The organism is Pedobacter nototheniae (assembly GCF_004335085.1).
GTDB classification, from domain to species: Bacteria; Bacteroidota; Bacteroidia; order Sphingobacteriales; family Sphingobacteriaceae; genus Pedobacter; species Pedobacter nototheniae.
This window is the reverse complement of the sequence record NZ_RQRS01000012.1, coordinates 70,269-93,329: the sequence shown is the minus strand read 5'-3', so window position 1 is coordinate 93,329 and position 23,061 is coordinate 70,269. Positions and strand designations below refer to the sequence as shown.

23 protein-coding genes and 1 riboswitch are annotated in these 23,061 nt (G+C 35.3%); of the genes, 4 read left to right on the top strand and 19 right to left on the bottom strand.

Annotated elements, in window-relative coordinates; translation table 11 throughout:
* Positions 1-95: 95 nt before the first annotated feature.
* Positions 96-1,370, top strand: a complete 1,275-nt coding sequence (locus EHC72_RS12180) for an alpha/beta hydrolase (protein ID WP_131537975.1) — start codon at positions 96-98, stop codon at positions 1,368-1,370.
* A gap of 82 nt (positions 1,371-1,452) precedes the next feature.
* Here EHC72_RS12180 and EHC72_RS12175 read toward each other — a convergent pair whose 3' ends face one another.
* The 8 genes from EHC72_RS12175 to EHC72_RS12140 all read right to left on the bottom strand — a co-directional run bounded on the left by EHC72_RS12175 (position 1,453) and on the right by EHC72_RS12140 (position 8,684).
* On the bottom strand, positions 1,453-2,187 hold the full coding sequence (locus tag EHC72_RS12175; protein ID WP_131537974.1) for a hypothetical protein: 735 nt from the start codon (positions 2,185-2,187) through the stop codon (positions 1,453-1,455).
* Between the two features lie 66 nt (positions 2,188-2,253).
* Complete coding sequence (locus EHC72_RS12170; RefSeq protein WP_131537973.1) at positions 2,254-2,952, bottom strand: pseudouridine synthase; 699 nt, start codon at positions 2,950-2,952, stop codon at positions 2,254-2,256.
* Between the two features lie 951 nt (positions 2,953-3,903).
* The gene (locus EHC72_RS12165; RefSeq protein ID WP_131537972.1) at positions 3,904-4,806 is read right to left on the bottom strand and encodes a histone deacetylase family protein; all 903 of its coding nucleotides are present in this window, start codon (positions 4,804-4,806) and stop codon (positions 3,904-3,906) included.
* On the bottom strand, positions 4,806-5,666 hold the full coding sequence (locus EHC72_RS12160) for a bestrophin family protein (protein ID WP_131537971.1): 861 nt from the start codon (positions 5,664-5,666) through the stop codon (positions 4,806-4,808). The genes EHC72_RS12165 and EHC72_RS12160 overlap by 1 nt, the downstream gene beginning before the upstream one ends.
* Positions 5,667-5,678: 12 nt before the next feature.
* Positions 5,679-6,971 (bottom strand): kynureninase, encoded by a 1,293-nt coding sequence (gene kynU, locus EHC72_RS12155; RefSeq protein WP_170311727.1) that lies wholly within the window; start codon positions 6,969-6,971, stop codon positions 5,679-5,681.
* A 65-nt stretch (positions 6,972-7,036) separates the two neighbouring features.
* A complete protein-coding gene (locus tag EHC72_RS12150; protein WP_131537969.1) occupies positions 7,037-7,525 on the bottom strand; it encodes a pyridoxamine 5'-phosphate oxidase family protein in 489 nt (162 codons plus the stop codon).
* A 60-nt stretch (positions 7,526-7,585) separates the two neighbouring features.
* Positions 7,586-8,191, bottom strand: a complete 606-nt coding sequence (locus EHC72_RS12145; protein ID WP_131537968.1) for a DNA-3-methyladenine glycosylase — start codon at positions 8,189-8,191, stop codon at positions 7,586-7,588.
* A 13-nt stretch (positions 8,192-8,204) separates the two neighbouring features.
* A complete protein-coding gene (locus EHC72_RS12140) occupies positions 8,205-8,684 on the bottom strand; it encodes a GAF domain-containing protein (RefSeq protein WP_131537967.1) in 480 nt (159 codons plus the stop codon).
* Positions 8,685-8,828: 144 nt separating this feature from the next.
* On the opposite strand from EHC72_RS12140, the gene EHC72_RS12135 reads away from it, so the two are divergent.
* From EHC72_RS12135 to EHC72_RS12125, 3 genes are read left to right on the top strand one after another with little or no spacing between them, the layout of a single operon-like run.
* On the top strand, positions 8,829-10,997 hold the full coding sequence (locus EHC72_RS12135; protein ID WP_131537966.1) for a S46 family peptidase: 2,169 nt from the start codon (positions 8,829-8,831) through the stop codon (positions 10,995-10,997).
* 1 nt (position 10,998) lies between these two features.
* Positions 10,999-11,703 (top strand): DUF3291 domain-containing protein, encoded by a 705-nt coding sequence (locus EHC72_RS12130; RefSeq protein ID WP_131537965.1) that lies wholly within the window; start codon positions 10,999-11,001, stop codon positions 11,701-11,703.
* Between the two features lie 14 nt (positions 11,704-11,717).
* Complete coding sequence (locus EHC72_RS12125; RefSeq protein ID WP_131537964.1) at positions 11,718-11,969, top strand: hypothetical protein; 252 nt, start codon at positions 11,718-11,720, stop codon at positions 11,967-11,969.
* A gap of 303 nt (positions 11,970-12,272) precedes the next feature.
* Here the strand turns inward: EHC72_RS12125 and EHC72_RS12120 are convergent, their stop codons facing one another.
* The 11 genes from EHC72_RS12120 to EHC72_RS12070 form a co-directional block, all read right to left on the bottom strand.
* Positions 12,273-12,524, bottom strand: a complete 252-nt coding sequence (locus EHC72_RS12120) for a hypothetical protein (protein ID WP_131537963.1) — start codon at positions 12,522-12,524, stop codon at positions 12,273-12,275.
* 293 nt (positions 12,525-12,817) lie between these two features.
* Entirely contained in the window at positions 12,818-13,306 is a 489-nt protein-coding gene (locus tag EHC72_RS12115) for a YMGG-like glycine zipper-containing protein (protein ID WP_131537962.1), read from the bottom strand.
* A gap of 102 nt (positions 13,307-13,408) precedes the next feature.
* Positions 13,409-14,137 (bottom strand): Dph6-related ATP pyrophosphatase, encoded by a 729-nt coding sequence (locus EHC72_RS12110; RefSeq protein ID WP_131537961.1) that lies wholly within the window; start codon positions 14,135-14,137, stop codon positions 13,409-13,411.
* Positions 14,127-14,819 carry an SIR2 family NAD-dependent protein deacylase gene (locus EHC72_RS12105; RefSeq protein ID WP_131537960.1) on the bottom strand — a complete coding sequence of 231 codons (693 nt, stop codon included), beginning with the start codon at positions 14,817-14,819 and terminating at the stop codon, positions 14,127-14,129. Before EHC72_RS12105 ends, EHC72_RS12110 begins: the two co-directional genes overlap by 11 nt.
* A gap of 32 nt (positions 14,820-14,851) precedes the next feature.
* Positions 14,852-15,790, bottom strand: a complete 939-nt coding sequence (locus EHC72_RS12100) for an ABC transporter substrate-binding protein (RefSeq protein ID WP_131537959.1) — start codon at positions 15,788-15,790, stop codon at positions 14,852-14,854.
* A gap of 79 nt (positions 15,791-15,869) precedes the next feature.
* Positions 15,870-16,457, bottom strand: coding sequence for a DUF6580 family putative transport protein (locus tag EHC72_RS12095; protein ID WP_131537958.1), 588 nt, complete (start codon positions 16,455-16,457; stop codon positions 15,870-15,872).
* A gap of 35 nt (positions 16,458-16,492) precedes the next feature.
* Positions 16,493-18,337: a TonB-dependent receptor plug domain-containing protein gene (locus EHC72_RS12090; RefSeq protein ID WP_131537957.1), complete on the bottom strand. Its 1,845-nt coding sequence runs from the start codon at positions 18,335-18,337 to the stop codon at positions 16,493-16,495.
* Between the two features lie 94 nt (positions 18,338-18,431).
* Positions 18,432-18,620, bottom strand: a riboswitch (cobalamin riboswitch).
* Between the two features lie 60 nt (positions 18,621-18,680).
* The gene (locus EHC72_RS12085) at positions 18,681-19,787 is read right to left on the bottom strand and encodes a DUF5074 domain-containing protein (protein WP_131537956.1); all 1,107 of its coding nucleotides are present in this window, start codon (positions 19,785-19,787) and stop codon (positions 18,681-18,683) included.
* Positions 19,788-19,803: 16 nt separating this feature from the next.
* On the bottom strand, positions 19,804-20,943 hold the full coding sequence (locus tag EHC72_RS12080) for a PKD domain-containing protein (protein WP_131537955.1): 1,140 nt from the start codon (positions 20,941-20,943) through the stop codon (positions 19,804-19,806).
* A gap of 17 nt (positions 20,944-20,960) precedes the next feature.
* Entirely contained in the window at positions 20,961-21,917 is a 957-nt protein-coding gene (locus EHC72_RS12075; protein WP_131537954.1) for a PKD domain-containing protein, read from the bottom strand.
* A complete protein-coding gene (locus EHC72_RS12070; protein WP_131537953.1) occupies positions 21,910-23,055 on the bottom strand; it encodes a YncE family protein in 1,146 nt (381 codons plus the stop codon). The genes EHC72_RS12075 and EHC72_RS12070 overlap by 8 nt, the downstream gene beginning before the upstream one ends.
* Between the last annotated feature and the right edge of the window lie 6 nt (positions 23,056-23,061).

The following is a 23,061-nucleotide window of genomic DNA, read 5'->3' as shown; positions in this document are numbered from 1 at the left end:
CCTCTACATACAGCTACAGTATAATTTATTTTACAATTAATTAATTTTTAACATACACACGTATCTTTTTAGTTAGTTTTGATAAAAAAACATCTATGAAAAATTTTATTAAAACTAAGTACTCCTTATTCCTGTTGACAGCCCTCATGCTAAATGCGTGTAAAAAAGATCAGTCTGTAACACCAGAAATTGTTAAACCTAGTGCTGTTGCATCCCTGCCGGATAAATTTCAGTTATCAGATTTCGGCTTAAATGTAGTAACCACCAATGGGGTTCATTATTTGCAGTATAATAATAGCTCAGTGGCTATTTCGGAAACCAACTATGTAAAACTGGCCGAAGTGGTAAGCGAACATAAGCTTGCCAACACCAAATTATCTGTACAAAATAACCGCATTCAAGGTGTAAATACCCCAATAGGTTCTGCATCTACTGCACCAACAGATGCTATTGCCTTAGATCCTTATGGTATAGGGGCTATTATTCAGCTTATAGAGAAAATTGCAGTTGATGGGCCGCAATATGCTGGACCAACGTTTAATCTTCCATTGAAAATTTCGCCGGAGTTGGCAGATAGTGTTACACAAACGCAGGTAACTATTCCGGTTGCTGGTGCAGAGTTAAAGGGAATAATTTATGAGAAGAACAATAAAGCAAAAGTAAAATCTAAGGGTTTACTATTTATTCTTCATGGATTAAATACCAGCGCTTCTCAAAAACAAGCCATTATGGAGCGCTATTTAAAAGAGTTGGGCTATAATGTTTTTATGATTGATTATCGTAGCTATGGAGCATCAACAGGATCTTACGATAACAAAGAGCAAATTTTTGCTGATATTTCAATCGTATATAATAACTATGTATTAAAAAAATACGACAGCAAAAAAGTGATTATAATGGGCCATTCATTAGGCACTGGGATAGCGGCACAATTAGTTTCATCAATTACAAGTAAGGACAAACAACCATCAGGTCTTATTTTATTTGCGCCTTATTATGATTTGTATACTGCTGGCTGTTTGGCTGTAGCTAGTGCATTTACTCCAGATCAAACCTATCATGATGGAGCAGAATTTATATTAGCATCTATACTAAGTGTTCAAGGTAGTAGTGTGCAGCAGTACATGAAATTTAACATTACAACCAGTAAATACATTAAAAATTTCAGTTTGCCTGTACCGGTTCATATTATGCAGGGATTGGTAGATAGGTTGGTGGTGCCTCAAAATTCAACATTAATTCAGGTAGATAATCCAAATGTAACCGTACAGTTTGTTCCAGGTATTGGTCATAGTGATATTTATGAATATTGGAATTATATGCCTGCAAAGGATGTTGTTACCTTTCTTAATAAATTTACTGCCAATTAATTATCTGTTTTCAAGTAACTAATCACAAATAAAGAAGCGGCTTTTTAGTCGCTTCTTTATTTAATAACCTATTGGAGTTTCATTATTTACCGCCAACGTTAAATACAACACCAATTGTAAATATTGAGTTTCCGGCAGACATATATTTGCGGCTTTTTAAACCAATATTGCTACTTGTGGTATATTGAAGCTGAATAACCTTACTTAACGTCATACGGGTGAAGAAAACAGGCTCAAAGAAAACATTATCTTCTTTAGGTTGAAGGACTCCATTAATAAAGAAGCGATCCATATTTACGTGACTAACCCTTAGGGCTGTACCATAATTAATTGGGAAATTTGTGCCGAAAAGCTTTAAGTTATTCTTCTTTTTTGAGCTGTAGTTAACTTGTATAAAAGCTTTGCGGTAATCCACATCCTGGATTTCGGTGTTTACCACTACATCATGTTCAAAATCACGATAGGTAATATCACTCCAACCCTTACCTACGCCACCATATACTTCGATAATCCTGTTGTCATCTGGTCCAAAAGTGTTAAAATAACCCCCACCAATTTCAATTAGTTTATGATTAAAGTCTTTGCTTCTACGTTCGTTACTCATTGCAGAGCCACTAAAAAGAACTCCAATATGATCGGAAACAGCGTAAGCGCCATTTATACTGGCATTACCTTTTAATGATATGTGTCCGCCTCCGCTAAACTCGCCCTGTTTACTTAACATTGGCGTATTAGGAACATTTGGCATATAAACTGAAGAACAACCGCTTACAAAAAGCGCTAAAACCGGAATTACTAGACGTAGGGATTTAATCATAGATGTTATATAAACAGAAAGTTTGGGCTAAATATTGTGTTATATGGGTATAAATTTATTTAAAAGCTAGTGAACTATTTTGGAGTAATCAAGTTCCATGAAATCCATTACCCTTTTAAATTCTTCCTGAATATTGGCTTTAAGGTGGATTTGTTGTTTTGTTATCGGGTGGATAAACTTTAGTTCAGATGCATGTAAAAGCATGGTTGTCATATCCCATTGTTCTTTAAAAAACTTATTTTGTTTATTGCATCCATGCGTTCTATCGCCAATAATTGGATGCAAAATGTGGCTAAAATGTTTTCTTAACTGATGCATTCTACCTGTTTTTGGAGTCGCTTCAACTAAAGAATATCTAGAAGTTGGGTGCTTGCCAAATGCAACATTAACTTCTGCCCTTTGCAACGTTATAAAGGAAGTAAAAGCATCTTGAATGGTACCGTTTTCTTTTGCCAGCGGATAATCAATATCCAAAGCATCCGGTGTAAAGCCACGTAAAATAGCAAGGTATTTCTTTTCCACCTCTGCTGTCATAAATTGCTGATGCATAGATTTTTCACTTTCCTTATCAAAAGCAAATAGTAAGATGCCTCCGGTTTTACGATCAAGCCTATGTACTGGGCTTACATGCTTGCCAACCTGATCTCGTAACATTTGCAAAGCAAATTCAGTAGCATCTCTGGCTATTGATGATTGATGAACCAATAAGCCGTGCGGTTTATTTATAGCAATAAGATATTCGTCCTGGTATAATATTTCAAGCATGATTTTTTTTAAAAGAAGGCGAAGATAAGGATATTGCTTTAATTAAAGTCTGTATGATAAGATGATGTTTTGCTTCACGCCCCATTGTTTCAATTCGCAAAATAGATAGCCTTAAATGATCTTAAATGTCTTATATGGTTTTAATAGAATGCTACGATTGTATGCAATACTTTTATCCGCTAGCCGCGGGGGGCTTTATTCTTTTTGACAACAAAAAGAAGCTAAATTGTCGGCTCGCAATTTTTCTGTTTAAGGCAGTGGGTGGGCTTTGCTTGTGCTTCCCGAATAATTGACCATGCCGATGGAGAGCTTAATTAAAAAACAGTGGTTTGGATTTGTTAGTGTGTTAAGCGTATTGCTATAACAACGGTTCATAATATTTCGTTACCGTCTTTGCGAGGCACGAAGTAATCTTACTCAACAATAGAATAATCTTCATGCCCTTGCTTAAGTTTGCAAAAAAATGATAGTCTTAAATGCTCTTAAATGTCTTAAATGGTTTTAATAGAATGCTACGATTGTATGCAATTCTTTTATCCGCTAGCCGCGGGGGCTTTATTCTTTTTGACAACAAAAAGAACCAAAACCGAGCATTTCTGCGAGCTCATTAATACAAATAAAAAACAAACAACTATTAATAAATTGTCGGCTCGCAATTTTTCTGTTTAAGGCAATGGGTGGGCTTTGCTTGTGCTTCCCGAATAATTGACCATGCCGATGGAGAGCTTAACTAAAAAATAGTGGTTTGGATTTGTTAGTGTGTTAAGCGTATTGCTATAACAAGGGTTCATAATATCTCATTACCGTCTTTGCGAGGCACGAAGCAATCTTACCCAACAATAGAATTATGATTTTATGATGTTTTACTTCATGCCCCATTGTTTCAATTCGCAAAAAACGATAGCCTTAAATGCGCTTAAATGTCTTAAATGGTTTTAATACAATTATACCTTAATTATATAAATCAAAAGCAAGCCTGTAGGTATTGCAATGAGCATCAACAATATCATTAATATCAATAGAGTACCCACCACCCATGCTTACCTGAACGGGTACATTTTTACTAATACACATTTTAAAAACCATTCTATCTCGCTCTTTACACCCAGCCTTACTCAAAGAGAGTTTTCCAAGCTTATCGGTGGCAAGTACATCAACACCTGATAGGTAAAAAACAAAATCTGGCTGGTGTAATTCAAAAACATGTTTTAGATTTCGCTCTAACAGAAAAAGGTATTCATTATCTCCAACGTAGTCATTTAAAGCAACATCCAAGCTTGATTGTTCCTTTCTGAAAGGGAAATTTTTATCACCATGCATCGAAAAAGTGAACACTCTATTTTCTTTTGTAAAGATCTCTGCGGTTCCATTTCCCTGATGTACATCTAAATCTATTATTAATATACGTTTAGCTATTTCATTATTTAATAAATAGTTAGCGGCAACAGCCTGATCGTTCAACAAACAAAAACCCTCGCCCCAATTGCTTCCTGCATGATGTGTGCCACCTGCAACATTAAAAGCAATACCATTTGCAATTGCATGTTTTGTTCCATCAATTGTACCCTGGGTAATTCGCAATTCTCTTTCTAATAACTGCTTTGTTAAAGGAAAGCCAATTCTCCTTTGTTCTCTTGGCGAAAGAGTTAAATCTCTCAATTGTTCCCAATATTCTTTTTGATGACTTAGTAATACAATTTCTTCAGCTACAATTTCAGGACTGAATAGGTTATCGGCTTCAATTGTACCCTCATGTAGCAATTGCTCTGGAATAAGCTCATATTTAAGCATTGGAAACCGATGTCCCTCTGGTAATGGGTGTGCATACAAATGATGATGAGCAATTTTAATCATTAGCCTAAAATTTCCTCTACATGTTTTTCAATATTATTGCAAATTTCATCCACAGGTAAGTCGTTTGCATCCATTCCAAATGGATTTTCTATTTCTTCAGCTATAAGCTCCAAACTCGCTAATACATAGAGGATAAAGGGGACAATTAACACTAAAAAATAACCCAAACTAAATACCCATCCTATAGGCAATGTGATGACGTAGATAAAGATAAATTTTTTAATAAATGCACTATATGAATATGGAATTGGCGTGTTTTTAATACGCTCGCACCCTCCACAAATATCTGTAAATTGGTTTATATCTTGCGTTAAAACAATCAATTGCTCCTGAGAGATAAGATTTCTTTCTAGTAATTCATACAACCGGGAAATCATGCTACTGGCAATCTGATTGGGAATATGCTTACCACTTTCAACCTCTATTAAAAAGCTGTTTTTGCCAAAGTATTTCTTTTCCCTTAAGTGCTCTTTCAAAGCAAAGGCATATTTAGGAATCCCGTATTCAAAAAACCTCACATCTTCCTCAGGAAGTTTAAGGGCTTTAATTTTCATCGAAAAGTTACGACTAACATTGGTTAGCGCACCAAGCAACTTGCGGCCATCCCACCATCTATCATAAGAAGTATTGGTTCTAAAAACAAGGAGCATGGAAATAACGAAACCCAGTAAGCTATGCATCATTCCTACATTGGTTACATAACTACTTTTTGAGAGTTGCAGAAAATGTAACTCTATATAAGCAATGGCACCAGAGAAAAAGGCGACACCAAGCATAAGCGGCCACAATTTTCTAAAAGTATCTGCCTTATGAACGTGGAAGATAAAAGTAGACCAATCTTTGGGATTATAATTTATCATCGTTATGGTTTATTAATTGCTTAATATGGTTTTACTAACAGCAAGCAATGCTTTTCCTGTTAGAAATATATCTTCGTAAGAATTGTAAAGGGGTATTGGGCTTAATCGAATTACATCAGGCTCTCTCCAATCGCCAAGGATATGATTGGCAACCAAGCCATCAAAAATTTTCTTTCCATTTTCCTTTGCAATAATGGATAATTGTGCACCACGATCTTTAGAATTCTTTGGTGTAATAATTCTATATTGCTCAAAACCTAATTCATTATTTACTTCATTTATAATAAATTGAAGATAATTAGTTAAAGTGATACTCTTGTTCCTTAAAGGGTTTATAAAGCCTGCTTGCTCAAAAATTTGCAACGATGCGTGATACAGAGCCATTGGCATAACCTGCGTACAGCTTACTTGCCATCCATCTGCTCCAGCTTCGGGAATAAAGCCTTTTTCCATTTTAAATCTTTGGTTTTCTTGATAGCCCCACCAGCCTGCAAAGCGATTAAGATCTGTATTATTGAAATGCTTTTCGTGAACAAAAATTCCACTTATACCGCCTGGTCCTGAGTTTTGATACTTATAAGAACACCAACAAGCAAAATCTATATCCCAATCGTGCAATTTAACAGGTACATTTCCGGCAGCATGGGCTAAATCGAACCCAACAAGTGCACCAACCTCATGGCCTGTTTTAGTAATTGCTTCCATATCAAACCATTGTCCTGTGTAATAATTTATGCCACCAAACAACACCAGGGCTATTTCATCACCATGTAGCTTAATTTGCGCCTGTATATCTTCAGTTCTCAGTGTTTCCTCGCCTGCTCTAGAAAAAACTTCAATAATAGAATCCTCGGGCTTAAAGCCATGAAACCTTACCTGACTTTCAATTGCGTACTGATCTGATGGGAAAGCACCGCCTTCCATAATAATTTTATAGCGATTTGCCTTTGGCTGATAAAAGCTAACCATTAATAAATGTAGATTAACGGTAAGGGTATTCATCGGGCAAACCTCTGCAGGTAAAGCGCCCACAATTGGTGCCATCAACTTTTTGAGCTCCTTGTGGTAAAACATCCAAGGGGTTTCTCCTTCAAACCAACCTTCCACTGCATGGTTTTCCCAGTTATCTAATTGCCTTTTTAATACTTCTTGTGCTACTTTAGGTTGTAATCCTAATGAGTTACCACACAGATATATAAATTGTTTTCCATTTTGATTTGGAAAAAGAAATTGTGATCTAAATTCACGAAGCTCATCGGCCTCATCCATTGCTTTTGCAAAAGCCAGGTTGTTTTCAAAATTCATTGCTTCAATATTACAAAAAAAGCAGGTATTGTTTCCAATCCTGCTTTACTTGAAGTTAAATAAATTTAAAATTTCATAGTATCATGCTTGCCCAAGTCAGGCTGTTCACCTGTAACTATAGCTTTTAAAGTGCTAAATAACACAACCAATTTTGAGGATGAAGCATCCCAATATTCAGCTTCTTCTGGTGTTACTTTAACTAAAATTAATCTTGGATCGTCAATACCATCAGGAAACCAAGCCTTAATAAAAGGCGACCAATAAGCCTCTTTACGAACCTTATCATCTACCAGCTCTGCCTTACCTTTTACTGTTAAATATGTATTTTTTGAAGGATCGCTATAAGCAAGTAAAACATTATTTTCTTTAGAAACTTCCTTAGATTTTGGTGAATATTCATTGGTATAAAACCAAATACTGCCATCATCTTCTATTTTAGCGGTACCCATTGGGCGGCTACCAAACTCATCATTTGCAGAAAAAGTAGTGAACATACAAATACGTACACTTTCTGCCATTTCTTTTAGGATTGATATATTTTTCTCGTTTTTCATATTATAGGTTATATAAAAGAAAAACAGCAGGGAACCAAAAATGTTTGCATTAATTGCCTGCTACACCTTATTTGGTTTGCTTACATATTTATTACCCTTAACAAAAAAGCGCCAAGGCAACAAAGCATGTTCTTTTGCATACGCTATACCCACTCTTGGTACGGCAGCAATTTCCTCATCTGCATAAGTTATATGATGATCTTCAATCCAAATTTCAGCGCCATTTAAATCTTTACCATTAAAGGAAAGATCAATTCCAAGTGCTTTTGCAGTTGAGCCTGGTCCGGAAGATATAGCGGCTTTGGTAAATGGCATATTACGACGCTCTTCTATAATTTCTTTACCTGTTAATGGTTCTATAGCACGAATTAGTACCGCATGAGGATCATCCTTAACCGAGGTAATTACATTGAACAAATAATGAATGCCATAGCAAAGATAAACATAGGCTTTACCACCTTCGGCAAACATTACTTCGGTACGGTTGGTTCTGCGGCCCCCATATGCATGTGAAGCCTTATCCTTTATACCAAAATAAGCCTCAGTTTCTACAATAATTCCAGAGGTTATTTCGCCATTAACTTGGGTGTAAAGTACCTTACCTAAAAGATCTTTTGCTACTGCAACGACATCACTATTTAAATAATATTCTGGTTTTAATTTCAAGGCTTATATTAATCTAATTATTTAATAAAATAGATATAACTTTCTCTAAATAAACTTGATCTGTTTCGTCAAAATGATTTAAGTGTTCGCTATCCACATCCAATACCCCAATCACTTCACCATCTTTAATTAAAGGCAAAACAATCTCTGATTGCGATAGAGAACTACAGGCAATATGCCCCGGAAAGGCTTCTACATCTGGCACAATAAGTGTTTTTGCTTCAGCCCATGAGCTACCACAAACACCTTTTCCTTTTTTAATACGTGTACAGGCAACGGGCCCTTGAAATGGTCCTAAAACCAATTCATCTTGTTTAACCAAATAAAAACCAACCCAAAACCAATTAAATTGTTCTTTTAATGCGGCACAAGCATTTGCCATATTCGCTACAAAATCAGTTTCGCCAGTTAGTAAGCCTTCTATTTGCGGCAATAATGATTTATACTGCTCTTCTTTAGTGGTATCTCTGTTTATCGTTAAGTCTTCAGCCATAAAAATTATAAATATTCCAAAGTTAAAAATTCCAATTATCATCGCCACTGTATCTCTAAAACATTACAGCGTTACAACAATAAACTTTTTAACAATAGCTTAAAATCCTTAGTTTTGACATTTAAACACCAAAATCACACCTAAATGAATAAGAAAACCTTAATCTTTACTTCATTACTTTGCTTAGGCTTAACGCAATTGGCTTATAGTCCGCCAGATGAAGGTATGTTTCCACTTAGTGAAATACATAAGCTTGATTTAAAAAAAGCTGGCTTAAAAATAGATCAAAATGAAATATATAATCCCGGTACACCAAGTTTGGTTGATGCCTTGGTAAACGTTGGTGGTTGTACTGGCTCTTTTATTTCTAACGAGGGTTTAATTGTAACCAATCACCATTGTGCATTTAGTGCCGTGCAGTTGGCTAGTACGCCTGAGCATGATTATTTAACGGATGGTTTTGTAGCAAACACAAGAGAACGTGAAATTGAGGCAAAAGGCTTAACCTGTCGAATTACAGATAGTTATGAAGATGTTTCTGACCAGGTATTAGGAGCGGTAGCTCAAATTGATGATCCTGCATCGAGAATAAAATTGATTAATGAGGTGATGAAAAACATTGCTTTAGATGCGGAGAAGAAAGATTCTAGCATTAAGGCAGAGGTTTCTGAAATGTTTATCGGCAAATCTTACGTGTTATTTCGTTACAAAACCATTCAGGATGTACGTTTGGTATATGTACCAAGCAGAAACATTGGTGAGTTTGGCGGTGAAACTGACAACTGGGTTTGGCCTCGCCACACTGGCGATTTCTCGTTTATGCGTGCTTATGTAGCTCCAGATGGCAAACCTGCAAAATACGCTAAAGAGAATGTTCCTTATAAACCTAAAAAGTTTTTAAAGGTTAATCCTAACGGAACCAAGGAAGAAGATTTCGTATTTATTTTGGGTTATCCTGGCCGTACATTTCGTCATCGCCCTGCGGCATACATAGAGTATCAACAAGATTATTTATTGCCATATACCTCAGAATTATACGATTTCCAAAACGCAACAATGGAAAGCGTTGGTAAAAAAGATAAAACAACAGAACTTAAACTGGCAACCAGAATAAAAAGAAATGCTAATGTTTTAAAAAATTATCGTGGTAAATTAAAAGGATTAAAGGGCATTGGTTTAATTGCACAAAAAGAACAGGAAGATGCAGCATTAGCCGCTTTTATCAATAATGACATGAGCTTAAAAGCTAAATACGGTACATTAATGAATGATATTGACCAGACTTACAGATTGATTAATGGTGATGCGAACCGTGACTTATGGCTGGGGCAAATTTACACTTCAACAAGTTTATTAAATATTGCCAAAAACATCAACGCTTTTAAAAGTGCACTTGATGAACAATCAGCAGATAAAAAACAAGTATTTTTTGATCAAAACCTACCCAAGTTAAAGGCAACCTTAGCATCAATTTACGAAGCTTATGATATTGATGCTGATAGAAGGATATTTAAACGCATGGTATTGGATGCTTCAAAATTTAAACCCAACCAAAGAGTTACAGCAACGGACAAAATAACCAACAAAGGATCAAATAGTGAAACATTGGTTAATGATTTTATTACTGATGCTTTCGGACTTAGCAAACTAAAAGACCAAAGCTATGTAGTGAATACTCTTTTAAAAAGCCCGAAGAGTATTAGTGATTACAACGATGCCATTTTGGTTTTTGAAAAAGATGTAGCGAAGCAAATTCAGGAATTAAAACCTGAAAAGGATCGTCGCGAAGGTGTGGTGAATAAATTAATGGGTGATTATGTAAATGTTAAGGAGAAATTTTTGAAGAAAAACTTTATTCCAGACGCCAATAGTACCTTGCGCTTAACTTATGGTTATGTAAGGGGTTATTCCCCTGCAGATGCCACTTACATGGCGCCATACACTACAATTAAAGGTATTTTAGAAAAAGGTGCTACAGGAAATCCTGAGTTTGGTTACCCTAATTTAATTAAAACCCTTTGGGATGCTAAAGACTTTGGAAACTTTGCAAAGAAAGATTTGAAAGATGTTCCTGTTTCATTTTTATATAATATGGATACCACTGGAGGCAACTCAGGGTCTCCTATTATGAATGCTTATGGAGAATTAATTGGCGTAAACTTCGATAGAGCTTACGAGGCTACCATTAACGATTATGCATGGAATGAAAGCTACAGCCGATCTATAGGTGTAGATATTCGTTACGTTTTATGGGTAGCACAAAAAATAGATAAAGCTGATTTCCTTTTAAAAGAAATTGGTGTAAAACCTTAATATGATTACGGCACTAACCATTACAAAGTACCGTTTAACAGCCATTCCCTTTGCATTTTTGGGGATGGCTGTTTTGCGCTTGCCAATGTGGTTGAATAAAAAATGTAGGTTTTGGAAGCTAATGGGAAGTGGCAAAAATGCACAAGTAGACCTTGCTCCTAACTTTAAACATTGGGCAATACTTACCAATTGGGATAACATAACAGATTGCCAAAACTTTTACGAAAATTCATTCGCAATAAAATGGTTTCGCCTTTTTAAAAAAGAAGAATTTACCGTGTTTCTAAAACCCTTAGCCAGTCATGGTTTATGGTCTGGTGAGCAACCATTTTACACAGATAAAGATCAAGCAAAAACAAACGGAAGAATTGCTGTAATTACGCGTGCTGCAATCCGCTTGAACAGAGTTAAAGAGTTTCAGCAAAACATTAAAAAGGCGGCAGATGCCATGAGGGTTGCACCTGGTTTTATTATAGCAGCAGGAATAGGTGAAGCACCGTTTTTTAGACAGGCAACTTTCTCCATTTGGGAAGATTCAGAAAGCATGAAAAACTATGCATATAAAACAATGGATCATGCTAATGTGATTAAGCTAACGCGAGAAAGAAAATGGTACAGTGAAGAGCTTTTTGCCCGCTTTGAAATCCTAGAAATTTCGGGATCCTTAAACGGTATTAAAATTAAAAATCAAGAGAATAATAGTTAAAAAAATAAAGCTTTATGAGAGTTATAGCAGAACTACCACACCCGGAATGTAAGATTACAATTTTCTCCATGAATCAAAAATACATTGTCAAATTTGAGCAGGGAACTTTTGAACAGAGTTACAAACTGGCCGAGCTGGATTTAAGTGGAGGGGGTGTAAATGATGTGTTCGAAATTTTAGATGAAGAATTTATTGCTACCGTAATTGAAAGATTTAAGTTAATGAGAAGTGATTTTACAGCCGCATATAAAAGGCATCAGTTTTAGTACATATAAATAACATAACTAACTGTACCACAGCATTATTTTTAATTAAACGGAATTATATTCTGAAATTAGAGTCGTAAAACAACATTATTTATAATAAAAAAGCAATAAATACTTCAGCACAATAAATATAACTACCTGAAAATTAAAAACATAAACATACTATCGGAATTATATTTTGCACATAAAAAATGCCAAATATAATTCTGATTTTACTTTTTAGTCATTTATTTAGACCTTAAATGATTGCTGAAATATCATTTGTTATTGCACCAATTCATTTTATAAATTTTACTTTTTGAACTATTTTAGATTCTTAGATCTCTCATTTGAAGATTTTCGTTCAGTAGATGAAAAACTAATTACAGTTCCTATTGAACAGTGCTTCCCTATAAAAGAAAGCTTACTCCCTATTATTGGTGTTTCTTTTAAAAGAATTAAATTAATGCCAATCGGAAGTTTGCGATTTGTAGCTTCAATTATTTCGTCAATTTTATTTACAGTTTCCTTTATTAATCTGTTAATCTGGGCAAGTGATAAGTCTTCATTTTTCATATTGTTTCACCAGTTAAAACTTGAATATTTTGGTTACTCAATTGATTTAAACTGAGCTCTGTTTATACAACAACTTACTAGCAAAATACCCCTATTTGAAAAAGTAAATTCTATTATATTTAACTAAAAAAGAGTGGGTAAAAAATCTATATCAACGCGGCTGATATTTATAAGAATACAAAAGAAATTAAAACCAAAAAGGTCATTGATAGTCTTATCAAACCTAAAAATAAAAGCAAACAAAAAGGCAGCTATAAGATTATAGCTGCCTTTAAAATATCTGTAAAATTATATTAGTTTTTAGGTTTTACTCGACCAGATTTTCTGTCTTCTCCTCTACCAATTAAGTAACCTGTACCTGCGCCAACAACACCGCCAATAATTGCGCCACGACCTTTTTTCTTATCGATTAAAGCGCCACCAACAGCACCTGCAGCACCACCAATTAATGTTCCTTTTGCGGCATCACTCCAGCCTTTTTTCTTAGCTGTTGGTTGAGTACCGCCATAAGATGATGAACTACCACCGGAACCAGAACCTGATGAGTGAACAGCTGATCGCCTTGCTGCCGCTAATTCAGCTTCATGTTTTTCTTTAGCTGCAAGTTCTTGCTTAGCAATATCTGCTTTTTTAAAACTGTCTAATCGCAGGCTATCTTTAACCGCTTTAATGGCTGCTTGCTTTTCAACTTGTTGTTGCTTTGCAGCGGCCTCTTCTTTTGCCTTGTTGTTACATGCAAACATTACAGAACTTAAGGCTAATACCATTAATATCTTTTTCATGACTTTATATTTTTCGGAAATCAAATACTAATGATTTCGCTGGGATGAATTTATTTACACTAGATGATAAGAAAAAATGATGCCAAAAGATGAAAACACTTCTTATTCTATTAAATCCAAATACCAAAAGCCTTGATTTTTAGTAAGATCAGAATTGACTGTAGTGCATTGATCTGAGTTTATTTTTGGAGCAGGCAATGCCTTAAAAACAAGTTCACCTGTAGTAAAATGAATCTTTTTCTTGAAAATCGGTCCTTCAAATGCAAAAGTATGAAACTCTCCATTTTCTCCGCAGGGATCAACACCTTCCGGCAAATGAGTTATAAAATTATGATCTATTACTTTTCCGCAAATGGTTTTAAGTGTATCCCAGCAGCACACAATTATAGTTTTATAGCCAGTATTTACAAATTCTGCAATAAGTTTACTTGTATCTTTATTCCACAATGGGAATAAGGCATGCAATCCTACTTCTTTTAACCTATTTTCTCTATAGGTTCTAAGGTCCTGCAAAAAGATGTCGCCAAAAATAGAATGAGTAATTCCTTCTGCTTTTAACTTTAAGAGATGATTATGCATCACCTGGTTGTATGTTTCCATATCAGGTGTTTCGGGCAGCCGGATTTGATATAAAGGAATGCCAATACTTTCAGCTTGTTTAAGAAGCAGGCTTTCTCTAACGCCGTGCATGGATACGCGATTGTACTTTTCTGTAACGGTTGTTAGTAAATATCTAATTTCAATTTCAGGATCCTGAAGGGCATAATGCAGTGCTAAAGTACTGTCTTTACCTCCGCTCCAATTAAAAACACAAACTTTCTTATTGGCCATTTAGTAGTAAATCCTTTACAATCGCCATTCCGTTAACTGCTGTGTGCTCTATCTTAAATACATTTTGATAACGTTTTACTTCTGGAATTTTTGGATCAATGATATATTTAGGAATTGATGAAGAAACAAAATCTACTAAACCAGCTGCAGGATATACGGCAAGGGAAGTTCCGATAAGCAGAAAAATATCAGCTTTGCTACAAATTTCTGCTGCAGTTTCTATCATAGGAACATTTTCTCCGAACCAAACTACATGCGGTCGCAGTTGGCTACCCATTTCACAAAGTTGCCCTATTTTCAATTCCCAGCCATCTATTGGGTAGGTTAAGCTAGCTTTACGGTTAGATTGTGATTTTGTGATGATGCCGTGTAAGTGAGTTACTTTGGTAGAGCCTGCTCTTTCATGCAAATCATCTATATTTTGGGTAATAATTTCAACGTCGAAATCATTTTCAAGCTCTGCAAGTATTTTATGTGCTTTGTTGGGCTGCGCTTCTAAAACCTGTTTACGTCTTTCATTATAAAATTGCTGTACCAATGCAGGGTCTTTTTCCCAAGCTTCGGGTGTGGCTACATCATAAACATTGTAACCTTCCCAAAGTCCATCAGAATCCCTGAAAGTTTTTAATCCACTTTCTGCACTGATCCCTGCTCCTGTTAATACAACTAATTTAGGTTTCATTTTTTAGGTTTTCTACTTTATTAAAACGAGGATTACAATGTTTGCAACTGCTTTATTTTAGTGTAGTTTATAAATTTGGTTTCGATTTGTTCGTTAGGTTTAAATATTTCGGGATGAAACATACAGGCTAAGGCTTCAATTCCTTCTACTAATGTTCCGGCACTAGGTTGAGTAAACATATCAAAATCGGCAATATACACCTGATTACTTTTTACAGCTTCCAAATTTTCCCATCCTGGTTTACAGGTTAGCAATGCCATTTCTTCAATACTTCGTTTTACATCAAAACCACAAGGTGCAACTACTAAAACCTGTGGATTGTATTTTAAAATTTTTTCCCATGGGGTAACAATAGAGTCGCCAGCAGGATTAGAAAGCATATCTACACCACCTGCCGCAGCAATTTGAAATGGAATCCAATGGCCACAATTGTAAATGGGTTCTATCCATTCCATTATCATCACTCTTTTTAATGGTGCTTTATGTAATCTTAGCCGATCCAAAATATCATCAACTTTATATTGAAGACCAGCCAAATAGCGCAACGCTACTTCTTCCTTACCAATAGCTTTGGCAATGGTTATGGCACATTCAAATACATCCTGTAGGTTATTTGGTGATAATGGTACAAGAGTTGGCTGCTTAGTTAATTTAGAAACAGCTGTTTCGGTACATACGGTATCGATGTTACAAACTTCGCAAACATCTTGTGTGAAAACAATATCGGGCGAAATACTTTCCAGTAGTTCCTGATCTACCCAGTATAAACTTTTGCCCTGGGCTTTTGACGCCGAAAAAATCCGATCAATTTCTATACTTGAATAGTTTTTTCCTTCTAAAATACAACGAACAATTTTTGGTTGGTTTGCAGCTTCTTTTGGGCATTCAAAAGTTACGCCACATAGGTATTCCTGCAAACCCATATCATAAATCATTTTGGTAGCAGCTGGAAGAAAGGAAACTATTTTCATGTATTTAATATCAAAATTTAAAGATAAAAAAAATCCCCTTTTGCATTTAACAAAAGGGGATTAAATATTGAATGTAAGCTTACACTATTTGTTGTTGTAATTTTAAAACTGGGTATTTTGCTTTTAAAATTTCGAAAGCTCCAAATAAAATGGCTCCATAAATTAATGTGCCTTCTAAAAATCTAACTTCGAAAGGTATTGCTTTAACTAAACATTGCCAGTAACCAGCTAAATTTTGAGTAAACAATGGATTGCCGTACCAAGAACCTATATCGCTAATAATCCAGTGGACTAAAACAATTGCAATTGTTGATGCTAATAAATTAACTACATTAACTTTTTTCAACAGCAATCTACCTACTAAAACCATTAAAGCAATGGCTAAATACGTCCAGCTTTCTTGTACAAGCAACATATCTACATATTTTCTGTAAATAGTTGTGTATAAAACAAGATCGCTTAAGAACAAACTTAGCAATGGAAAAGCATAAGCCTTAAGATTATCTTTAAAATAAGCCCCACCAAAAAGTGCTACTGCTCCTATAGATGAGAAGTTTGCAAATTGAAGTGCATCACTATTAAAAGTAACTAATAAGCGAAATGCAGTAACTATTAAAATGATTAATAGTAGTATGGTGTTACGCGGATTAAATTTCAGATTAGACATTTTTATATTTAATTATTAACGCAAAGTTAACGTTTCTAACGAATATTAAAACTAACACCCGTATTAAAATTAAAACCTGGGCTGTTATAACCAATAAGTTCGTTATATTTTTCGTTCAAAATGTTTTTGGCATCGAAGAATATTTTAACACGTTTTTTGGCTAAAGCATACTCTGCATAGGCATTTAATAATTTGTAAGCGGGTAATAATTCATCAACAGATGTGGTGGTAAAATAGGTATCGTAACGTTTACCAAAATAACGATAGTTTGCACTAACATAAAGATTTTTGGTTGCCTGTACACCTGCATTTATTCCAAAAGTGTGTTTCGGTCTGCGTATTAAATAATCTACTTTACCTGTATTACCCTCTACATAAGCATAATATCCATTAAAATCGAATGCTCCTAGTTTAACACCTGGCTCTACTTCCAAACCTTTATATTTTTGACTTGCCTCGTTGATATAGGCTTTAGGTGTGTAAACAATTGCGTTTGTTAAATTGCGTTTAAACGTTGCTATACGAAGTGTAAATTTCTCATCAGCTAAATTAAAGCTAACACCAGCTTCATAATTCTGTGATTTTTCTGGCATTAGGTTGGCATTTGGCGAATATGGACCAAACAACATCATTAATGTTGGTGCTTTAAATGCTGTTGAAACTGTTCCAAATAATTTTATTTCTTTTATAATATTGATGCTCGGTGTTATGGTATAGGTGTAATTTTCGCCATATTGCTCGTGCTTGTTGTAACGGCCACCCACTTCTAAGTTAAAAATACTCAGGTTATGTAAAAATAACGATCCGTATGTTGCAAATAAATTTGTGGTTGGTTGTTGTCCAACTCCATAAAGTTTCATCGCCCGATTTTCTATACCTAACAATAAATCAAGGTTATTGCCTAATTTCTGATTATAAAATAAATCAACAAGATTAACTTTACCTTGAGCAAAATCAGGAAAATAAGAATGAGATTCGTTTGAACTGCTTTCGTAACTATAATTTAAGGTTACTTTACCCGTATTAAATTCATATTTAGCGTTGGTACCTAATGCCACATTTTTAAGGATTGAGTAGTTTGCAGCATCCAAAAAAGGGCCGTCATCGTACTTATAATTTCCATAAAAATAACGTACAAACGGATTTATAGAAAGGTGCTTATCTAATTGGATTCCAAAATTTGCATTTACAGCATCATTTTTAAAACCATCCTTATCAAATATTGCCGTGCTACCTACTGGAGTTGCAGCTTCAGAAATACCATCTGTTTTTAAATGAGTATAGTTAACGTTGTAAGTAAAACCATCAACACCACCATTTAAACCAATAGTTCCTTTATAGGTTTCGAAGCTACCAGCACTTGCCACACCATAAATAGTATTGCCCTTTGGACCACCTTTTTTAGTAATAATATTGATTACACCTGCTACGGCATCAGAACCATAAATGGTAGATTGACCGCCTTTCAAAATTTCAATATGGTCAATTTGATCAATAGAAAGTAAGCGAAGATCGAATGCGCCACCATTACCAGAAGGATCATTTTGTATTATTCCATCAATTAAAATTAGCGCATAACCGCTTGGTGCGCCTCGAAAAAATACACTTTTATCTTTCCCTTGGTTACCATAAGCACCACCAACAATTATACCTGCCTGCTCACTAATAAGATCAGGCAATGATTTACCTAAACTTCTTTCTAAAACTTCTTTGCTAATAATGGTAACAACTTTACCAGTTTGTGATTGCTTTTGATCGTTTTTGGTTGCAGAAATAACTACATCCTTCAGCTTTAAGCTGTCTTGGGCATTAGCCGATTGACTAATTGCCAGTTGGGCAAACCCTAAGGCTGCCACTAATAAAGTACTTTTTTTGTTCATTTGATTGTGAGTTTTGCTCACAGCAAACAGATTGGAAAAGGATATGAAAATACGATAACGCCGTAATCATTCCTAGCTTCAATCCCCGAAAGCTATGAAAATAAACGCTATGGCAGGTCTTCTGACTTACTCTGATTTTTCTGCCTTCCCATTCTAGTTAGGAACAGTGGCTTTAGAAATGAAAAATCTTTAATGAGCTTACAGCTGCGGGACAGTTACAGAATTACACTGCATTCCCTTTTAATCCTGCGGTTAGGCAGAAACCAAAAGCGCCGCAAATGTAACAAAAAAAGGACTGCTTATCTATTTGGCAGTCCTTTTTAACATTTTATGTAATTATGGATTAATGAAATACAGGTATTCCTGGAAAGTGATAACCATCATAAGAAACTGTATTTTTTAAAGTTGCGTTAGTGGTATCGTAAAAATATAAGTGATTAATAGCGTAGTTTGCTCCATAACCGGCTTGTACTGTTGTAATAACTAACTGGTTTAATTTTGGATCGATGCCTAAGCCTTTACCGTAGAACACCTGTTTTTCGGGCATAGTTACAAAAGGTGCATCTAATGAGGTTTTATTTCCATCTACATATTTGTAAACATCGCTACCATTGCTTCCAAAGCTTAAATTTTTAAGAATATAAACTGCGTTTTCTTTTGGAGATGCTGCAATTGATCCCGAATGCCAGGCACCCCAGGTTGAGTATGGCGTAAAATTAAGGGCAACACTATCTTTTGCAAGTGTTTGCGGATCTGTATTATAAAGATATTTACCAGCTGTGTACCACACTTTACCATTTGGTGTTTGGGCAAAACCAACTGTCATTCCCTTAATCTTTTTGTTTAAACTAAAATCAGAAAGATTGTAAATTAATAGTCCGTCTGTAGCGCTGTGCATAAAAATATAGTTTCCGGCTTTTATCATATCGCCAATTTGTCCATCGGCACCAACCAATTTTGCATAAGCGGTTAAATTTTTAAGATTAACCAAATAAACGCCATTGCCACTACTTAAAAGGCCTGTATTTTCATCAATACCTAAAAATGCTCTCCAATCATTTCCAGCTTTGGCTGCAATTCGTCCTTTTTCCTTTAATGTATAAGCGTCGGCAACAACCATTGGCCCACCAACTTTACTTACTAGGTAAAGATTATCTTTAAAAATAGTTCCAAACTCTAAGGTAGAGCTTGCAGGATTTAAGTTTTTATCAGGGTTTTCTCTTTTAAATACGCTATCCGTTAATTTCCCTGTAGCGTAATCAAAAAAGTTTACTTCACCTGTTCCATGTCCAAACCAACCTTCGTTTACAATAAAAAAACCATTTTCAAATTTTCCTTTGGCAACAGGCTGTATTTCTGGCTTAACTTCTACATCATCCTTTTTACACGATGCGGCAAATAATATAACTAGGGTTACGGCTAATAAGTGTTTAATGTGTACTTTTTTCATTCTAATTTATATGTGTTTATTTAATTCCCAAATCGGCTGCCCCTTTAACTTCCGTTGATATTTCACCTAGAAGTGTGTTTCCTTTTTCTCTTTGTCCTGTATAAACTTTTACAAAATCTATGGTTTTTAAGGCTACTTTTTTACCAGTATTATCTACAGCCCAATCAATATCAAAGCTATTGTATCGCTTTGTAGCGTAATCATCATCAATAGACCAGCTATCGGTATACCCCCAGGCAAAGGCATTATTAATAAAAATACTTCCATTTTTACCCCAAGTTGATGGAAGCATAGTTCCTTTAAAAGTTAGTTTATCTTGATTTGCAGCAAATTCAGGGTAATAATTGTGCTTGTGGAAAGTGTTAATATCGTATGTACCGCTTCCGCCTTGATTATCTGTCCAGCTTACATTAGCATAAGCCTTAGGGTTTGTATAAGTGATTTCATAATTTTTAATTGTTAATGGATTATTGTATTCACTACCTGCAAGTTCATACCATTCATCATCAGGTTTACCATTTCCATTAACATCCTGGCTTACCATTACAATACCAGGTTCTGCCCAAGGTGTTGAGCCACCAATTGGATTGCCGTAAATAGCTAAATCTGCCCCGGCATTATTTGCTACAGAGTGATCAAAACCAAAAATAATGTAGCCACCAAAACCACCCAAACTAATTAAGCTTGTACTATTTACATCGCCAATAATTTTTTGAGCACCAGCAAGGCTACCCAAGGTTTCATTAATAAACTGACCAGGAGCTGGCAAGTACTCGAACACTTTTGTGATGTATTTACTGCTCGTTGGTGTAGCTTCAACCACTGGCACAGGCACTGTTACTGTATATTTATGGGTAAATGAGCCAACAGTATTTGTAGCGGTATATTCGATAATATAAGTACCAGCTTTTAGGGGCGTAAAGTCGTAATTGTAAGTTGAGCTTACCACCACACCATCTAATTTCCATTGGTGAGCAAAGTTTTTACCATTATTTGTACCAGCAGAAAGAGTACTTTTAACGTTAACTTTTGCCGTAATGGCATCGCCTTTAACAAATAGGTTAACATCAGGTGCAGATTCTGTTTCTTTATCTTTTTTACAAGCATAAAACAGTGTAAAAATTGAGAGTATTAAAATTAGGTAACTTTTTTTCATGAGTGTTTTTGGTTAAATTATTTCTTTTGATTGTATAATCTAATGTCGATTGCACCAGCAATTTCTGTAGATACTTCACCCAAGAACCTTGATCTTGAGTTTGATGTATCTGGATCGTAAGGGTTTCCGTTACTATTTTGACCTGTGTAAACTTTTACGAAATCAATTTTACTCAGGTTTACTTTATTTCCATTTTTATCAACTGCCCAATCTATATCGAAAGTATTGTAGCCTCTGCCCTTTTCATCTTGTATAGCAAGATACTCTGGCGAGCCATTATCACTATAGCCGAAAGAAAAAGGCTTGTTGGTAATTATTCCATTATCACCTAAAGTGTTCTTTAATAAAGTACCTTCAAACGAAACAGTGGTAGCCGTAACTCCAGCGGGAAAGTAGTTTTGAGCATGAAAGCTGTTTTTCAAAACATAACCGGTTTTACCCTGATTATCTGTCCACTTAATATCTTCAGTTGCTGTAAGGGGTTTATAATAGGTAATTTTATAATTTTTAATGGTTTCGGCCTTGTTATATTCGCTTCCTGCCAGTTCGTACCATTCGCCATCATCTGGTAAGCCATTGCCATTTTTATCCTGCATTACACAAACAATACCAGGTTCAGACCATTCCATGCCTGCACCAATAAGTGGGTTTCCAAAAATGCCCAAATCGTTGCCAACTTCATTTGCAATGGAGTGATCGAAGCCAAAAATAATGTAGCCGCCATAACCACCTAAAGAAAGTAGTCCGTTATCTGCTGTGCCGATTAAATCATTAGCCTTTTCTTTTGTACCATAGCTGGCATCGTTTATAAACTGCCCGGGCGCAGGTGCATATTCAAATACCTTTTTTATATATGGACTATTACTCGTTTTGGTTGGCACCTCCTCTTGTGTTGAATCCTTTTTACATGAAGAAAATGCGGCTGCAATAAAAAGCACGACAGCAATAAGCTGGATTTTAGAAAGGTTATTCATATTTATAATTGTATACAAACACGGCATGCTGTGGAAGCCCTGCGGTTTTAAAACTATTTTTTCTTTTGCCATCAGTACCATATATGTAAGCCATGCCTTGAGATGGGCTATAGTTTACAGCATCGGCTACTGCAACACTTCCATCAAATGGATTTACTGTTAAGCCGTATATGGTATTAATATCTGTACCATCAGTTATTAAGTTATTACCAATTTTACCTGTTGTAAGATCAAGCGGTTTTATAGTTGGATTAGTATAAATATCTTTTGATACCCAACCTGTGTTTTTTCCAATGGTAATAGCACCTAAATCATATTCTTCTTTTTGAATAACGGCATCAGTAGTACTGCTTATTCTTACAAAAGTAGCTTCGTTGCCTACATTATAATCCATCCAGGTGATGGTAAACAAATCACCATTGGGAGCAGCAGCAATTCTTACCGGATTGTGTCCTACCTCAATATCTTTAATTTTGGTAAAAGTTGCTAAATCTATAACTGTAACCTTGCTTAATAAACCATTTGGATAATATGGATGACTAGAGTTAGTTACATAGAGTTTGCCATTGGCAACTGCTAATCCTTCTAAACCTTCGGCTTTTTGGGTTCCATTCATTAATTGCAATTCTGCATCAATTGCCATAGTTGCAGTATCAATTCGGCTAATTTTGCCATCATATCGAGATACGTATGCTTTATTTTTATAAAAAGTTACAAACCTCGGCATAAAACCATCATTACTAGAGTTTAGCGAAATACTTTTTAATGATTTTCCTGTAGCAATATCAATAATCTCAATAAAAGATTTCGGTTTGCCTTGTATACCACTAACTACGCAATACATTTTGCTTCCATAAGCTTCAAGGTCGTTTGCAGTTTCGCCTAGCGACCTACCATTTACTTGTTTAAAATAATCTTGTACACTGGTATTTGTTGCGAAATCATAATAGCTAATGGCACTATTATTTCCATTCATCAGACCTTCGCAAAGCATGTACACACCTTTTGTTCCAGTTATAACCTGTTTTTTTTCAGGAACGATTTCGCTTTCATTCTTTTTACAAGATGAAATAAACATAGCCGCAACAAGTAAGCTTAGCAAACCTGTACTTCTTAATTTTTTGTAGTTGTTTCTCATATTATG